This is a genomic window from Parasynechococcus sp., assembly GCF_042954245.1.
GTDB lineage: Bacteria > Cyanobacteriota > Cyanobacteriia > PCC-6307 > Cyanobiaceae > Parasynechococcus.
On sequence record NZ_JBGKDP010000006.1, the window covers coordinates 1 to 4,709 of the forward strand.

The window sequence follows — 4,709 nt, forward strand, 5'->3', positions numbered from 1 at the left end:
AGGGTTCTTTATGTAGGAGCGAGGAGGCTGCAAGCCCCCACGCCACTTTCGCTCCCAGTTGGAGGGGACTTTCTACTGATTAGCCCTATCCACGTGCCTGCTTTACTGCTCGTCCAGCCTCAATTGCCGTGCCATCTGGCCAGTGCAGCAAGACCGGCTAGCCCTAACAACTGGTTCTGCATATGTTCTGCGACTTCTGCTCCTTGCCCAAGCACCGCTCCCAGAACGAACCAGGTGGTGGCCAGAATAGATGAAATCAAATACGCCTTCCAGCGCCGCTGGTAAAGATAACCAGCACCTAGTCCAGGTACTACGTTCAAGGTCACGGCAACCCATCCAGTAGACGCAGCGAGAATCTCTTTGCTTAGTCGGTGCCATGGAATCAGCTCTGTGTCAGTCGTATGGCGACCAAATTCCATGACTAAAGCTCCTAGAGGACTTTCTCGAAATCAATTGTCCTGCAATTCATCTGAGTAGCTTGATTTGGAAGTGCGTCCTAGTTGAAGTACGTCTTGTTCTGTAGGGCAGGGCAGAGGTCGCGCATGGTCACGGCAGTGGCGTGAGCCGCAGGATGGGTGCCACCACGTTGGCAGCGTCATCGGGCTATGGCCAGGTGCTAGACGGTGAGCCTGCAGCGTGATCGTTTTAGGGCTGGGTCAAACCGTTGGACGCCGGCATGGCCTTCCCCGGCAACCGCTAACCCTTCAAACGCGCCCGAGCTGACGCTGTGCCCGATCAACGTTCTGCTGGCCTGAGGGCGACGCCGATTCAGCAACGGGGAACGGTTGACCACATGCTTCGGCAGGTCACCAAACCCTGCCACAGCGCCTTAATTCAGCCGTGCATCAGGCCCACTTTTTTCTGAATTGTTTGGCCGCTGTTCGTTGCATCTGCCATCCCGACCAGCGTCGCCATTCGATTTCCGCTGCCGTTAGGCATTGATCGGCGAGCGATTCCTTTTGGTGTTCAAGGGTGCCAAATCGAATGGGGCAAGCAGGACCAGCGTTCACCTCGATCTCCCGACCTGAATCAACCTTGTCGTGCAGGCTGAATCCATGGTGGTTGTGTGTGATACCGAACCCAATTGATCAGTATTGCAACTCAGTTCGTCTTACAATCTATGGGTCTGAAAGGCTTCAGCTGGCTTTGAGGTAAATCTTGCGACCTTTGGCGTCAACTTTGTAGCGACCACCCCTGGGGCTGATGTGAATCACATCGGTGCTTGATGTGTTGATGGGAGTTGGCGGCTTCAAAGCTTCCGGCTCAACCTCAGTGGAGGCTGGAATCTCAGGTGTTTATGTTCTCAGGTGTGGTGCGGCTTTGAAAATATTGAGCCCGAGTTTGCGATACAGAAAATCTGCAATTCGCATGGCGCATCACTGGAACATCCCTCTAGTTTTCCGGCGATGTCAAGTGTTCATGGTGGTGCTGATGACAATCGCCCTCCTCTTATGCGCTCAGTCGTGATTATTCGAAGGCTCTACCCGACTCCTTTGCACATCAGGAAAGTGCTCGTTCATGCATTCCGGGCAGATGCCATGGCTGAAATTCAGCGTGCTGTGTTGCATCAGGAATCGTTCGATCGGTTGCCAGAAGCCTTCCCTGTCGCGGATCGATTTGCAGTAGCTGCAGGTGGTGACCAATCCTTGAGCGTGATGCATTTGACAGAACTCATCCATCAGAGCCAGGGATCGACGTCTGAGTTCCAACAGGGTGGTGGCCTGCTCCGCCAGGCCTTCCATCACCTTGTATTGGGAATTGGTAAGTGATTTGGGAATACGATCAATCACGCAAAGAGTCCCAATGCGGTGGTTGATGTCGGTTTTCAGGGGGAACCCTGCATACAGTCGAATGTGAGGTTCTTCCTGCACGAGGGGGTTGTCACGGAACTTCTCGTGAAACAGTGCGTCCTCCACCACCAGAGGTTTGGAGTCGAGGATCGTGTGGGCACAAAAGGAGATATCCCGGTCGGTTTCGCTCGCTTCAAGGCCCACCTTCGATTTGAACCATTGACGCTTTTCATCCACCAGAGAGATCAGGGCGATCGGGGACTGGCAGATCTCTGAGGCCATCCGGGTGATGTTGTCAAAGGCTTGTTCAGGCTTCGTTCCCAGTATTCGATATTCACTGAGCGATCTCAGCCTAGCTGCCTCGTTGATTGGCTTGGGTGCTGCCTGCATATGTTCACTCACTACGTATGCCTTTGGTCTAAGCCATGCATTTTTTATTTTCCGTAAATGTGCAGTGCGAATATTTGCGCTTTATGGATTTTACTTTCTTCGATAATTAATTCTTTGGGCCGCTTTGTAGGGTCACACCCTGCGGCCATCCCTCAGGGTCACGCTGGTGCGTTGGTACACCTCAGGCACCTCCTTCCAAGCATCCAAAGCAGGCCACAACAAAGGTCGAGCACCCAATACACATCTTCTTCCACGGCTCCGTTTCCTCGCTGCAGCATCGGATAGCCCCGGTGCTGCAGCTCGGTGAATCCATCAACGATGCCGTCGCGGTCCCTTTGGGCGCCCTTCTGCAGGTGATGGGCGCTTCCGCAGCTTTGCAGTGATCCGTAGACGAAGAGGCGCGTCAGAGCACCTGCACCACTTCACTCACTTCGGGGATCGATTCGCGCATCTTGCGTTCGATGCCCATCTTCAAGGTCATCGTGCTGCTGGGGCAGCTCCCGCAGGCTCCCTGCAAACGCACTTTCACGATCGGGCCATCCAGCTCCACCACTTCAACGTTGCCGCCGTCGGCCATCAGGAAGGGGCGCAGTTCATCCAGCACCTTCTCCACGTTCTCCAGAGTGAGGGCCATGGTTTCAGTGCTCATCGGAATGAACCAGACATCAAGACCCCAAGGTTACGGAGTGGCCCCATAGGGTGACGAGAGCGGTTAACCCTCCAGCTCCGGTGCAGCACGACGGTCCGTTCAACCTAGAAGTCCGTTACGACGCCGTGCTGGTGGGCGCCGGAATCATGAGCGCCACCCTGTCGGCGCTGCTGCACGAACTCGACCCGCAGCTGCGGATTCTTTTGGTGGAGCGCCTCGAATCGCCTGCCTTAGAGAGCAGCGCTGCGGTGAACAACGCCGGCACCGGCCATGCCGCCAACTGCGAGCTGAATTACACCCCGATGCAGGCGGATGGCACGGTGGCGACGGCCAAAGCGGTGGCCATCAATGCTTCGTTTGAACGGAGCCTCGAGTTCTGGGGGTCGTTGCGGGAGCGCGGCGACCTCGACACCAGCACCTTTCTCCACCAGGCGGCCCACATCAGCGTCGTGTGGACGCCGGAGAACATTGCCTTTCTGCGGCAGCGCCACAGCCAGCTGAAGGATCTGCCGGCCTTTGCTCGGATGCGGTGGAGTGAAGAGCAGAGCGAGCTCACCGAATGGATGCCCCTGGTGATGGCGGGCCGTGATCTCAAGCAGCCAGTGGCGGCCACCCGGATTGATCGGGGCACTGACGTGGATTTCGGAACCCTCACCCGGGCTTATCTGATGCCGTTGCAGCAGAGCGGAGCGCTCAGCGTGGAGTACGGCACCCAGGTGCAAGACCTCAAACGCCTGCGCCGCAGCGACATGACTGAGGCCGACTGGCGCGTGCTGCTCAAGGGGCCCTCGGGCAAGAAAGAAGTGCGGGCACCCTTTGTCTTCCTCGGTGCTGGCGGGGGTGCCTTGCCGCTGCTGCAACGCTCCGGGATTCCGGAGGCGGCTGATTTCGCTGGTTTCCCGGTGAGTGGCCTCTGGCTCGTCTGCGGTGATGCCCAGCTGGCCGACCGTCAGCGGGCCAAGGTCTACGGCAAGGCGGCGGTGGGGGCGCCACCGATGTCGGTGCCCCACTTCGACACCCGCTGGATTGATGGCAAGCGTTCGCTGTTGTTCGGCCCCTTTGCGGGCTTCAGCAGCAAGTTCCTCAAGCAGGGCTCCCTGCTGGATCTGCCCGCTTCCGTGCGTGCCACCAATCTGGTGCCGATGCTGCAGGTGGGTGCCACCAACTTCGAGCTGGTGCAGTACCTGATCAATCAGTTGCGTCAGAGCCCGGTGGAGCGGCATGAGGCGTTGCAGCAGTTCATGCCCACCGCTCGCGCTGAAGACTGGACCCTCTCGGTGGCCGGCCAGCGGGTGCAGATCATCAAACGCAGCAAGCAGGGTGGACGGCTGCAGCTGGGGACGGAAGTGGTGGCCTCCGGCGATGGCTCCCTGGCAGCGCTGCTGGGGGCCTCCCCGGGGGCGAGCACGGCGGTGACGATCATGTTGGAAGTGCTGCAGCGCTGCTTCAAGCAACGGCTCGACAGCAAGGCCTGGCAGCAGCGGCTGCAAGCTCTGTTGCCCAGCATCCATGAAGATCCTCAGCAGGATCCGCAGGTGCTGCAGCGGATGCGGGAGCGCAGCGATGCCTTGCTGGGGCTCACCCCCTGAGGCTCATTCCCCCAGATTCACCAACACAACACCGGCGGTGATCAGGCTGATCCCGATCAACTGCGCGGGCTGCAGCATCTGGCTGTAGGCGAAGCGCCCCACCAGCACGATCACCACGGTGCCGATGCCGCTCCAGAGGGCGTAGGTGATCCCCAGAGAGATGCTCAGTACCACCTTGGAGAGCAGCGCCATCGCAAGGGCATAGGCGCTGAACACCAGCAGGGTGGGCAGCGGTCGGGTCATGCCCTCCGACAACCTCAGGCAGGAGGTGCCGATCACCTCAGCGCTGAT

General features: G+C 58.5%; 4 protein-coding genes and 1 pseudogene. 1 reads left to right on the forward strand and 4 read right to left on the reverse strand.

Annotated features, from left to right (window positions below; all coding sequences use genetic code 11):
* Positions 1-85: 85 nt before the first annotated feature.
* From ACGVJ8_RS00295 to ACGVJ8_RS00305, 3 genes and pseudogenes are all read right to left on the reverse strand, one after another.
* Positions 86-378, reverse strand: a pseudogene (locus tag ACGVJ8_RS00295) (hypothetical protein).
* A gap of 1,079 nt (positions 379-1,457) precedes the next feature.
* The gene (locus tag ACGVJ8_RS00300; RefSeq protein WP_392344960.1) at positions 1,458-2,180 is read right to left on the reverse strand and encodes a GAF domain-containing protein; all 723 of its coding nucleotides are present in this window, start codon (positions 2,178-2,180) and stop codon (positions 1,458-1,460) included.
* Between the two features lie 403 nt (positions 2,181-2,583).
* Positions 2,584-2,829 (reverse strand): NifU family protein, encoded by a 246-nt coding sequence (locus tag ACGVJ8_RS00305; RefSeq protein ID WP_011128549.1) that lies wholly within the window; start codon positions 2,827-2,829, stop codon positions 2,584-2,586.
* An 80-nt stretch (positions 2,830-2,909) separates the two neighbouring features.
* On the opposite strand from ACGVJ8_RS00305, the gene ACGVJ8_RS00310 reads away from it, so the two are divergent.
* On the forward strand, positions 2,910-4,418 hold the full coding sequence (locus tag ACGVJ8_RS00310; RefSeq protein WP_392344962.1) for a malate:quinone oxidoreductase: 1,509 nt from the start codon (positions 2,910-2,912) through the stop codon (positions 4,416-4,418).
* A 3-nt stretch (positions 4,419-4,421) separates the two neighbouring features.
* Here ACGVJ8_RS00310 and ACGVJ8_RS00315 read toward each other — a convergent pair.
* On the reverse strand, positions 4,422-4,709 hold a 288-nt coding region (locus ACGVJ8_RS00315; protein ID WP_392344961.1), incomplete at its 5' end, for a DMT family transporter.

Coding starts and splice junctions, on each gene's coding strand:
- ACGVJ8_RS00300 (WP_392344960.1), bottom strand. CDS start 2,180: ATGCAGGCAGCACCCAAGCCAATCAACGAGGCAGCTAGGCTGAGATCG.
- ACGVJ8_RS00305 (WP_011128549.1), bottom strand. CDS start 2,829: ATGAGCACTGAAACCATGGCCCTCACTCTGGAGAACGTGGAGAAGGTG.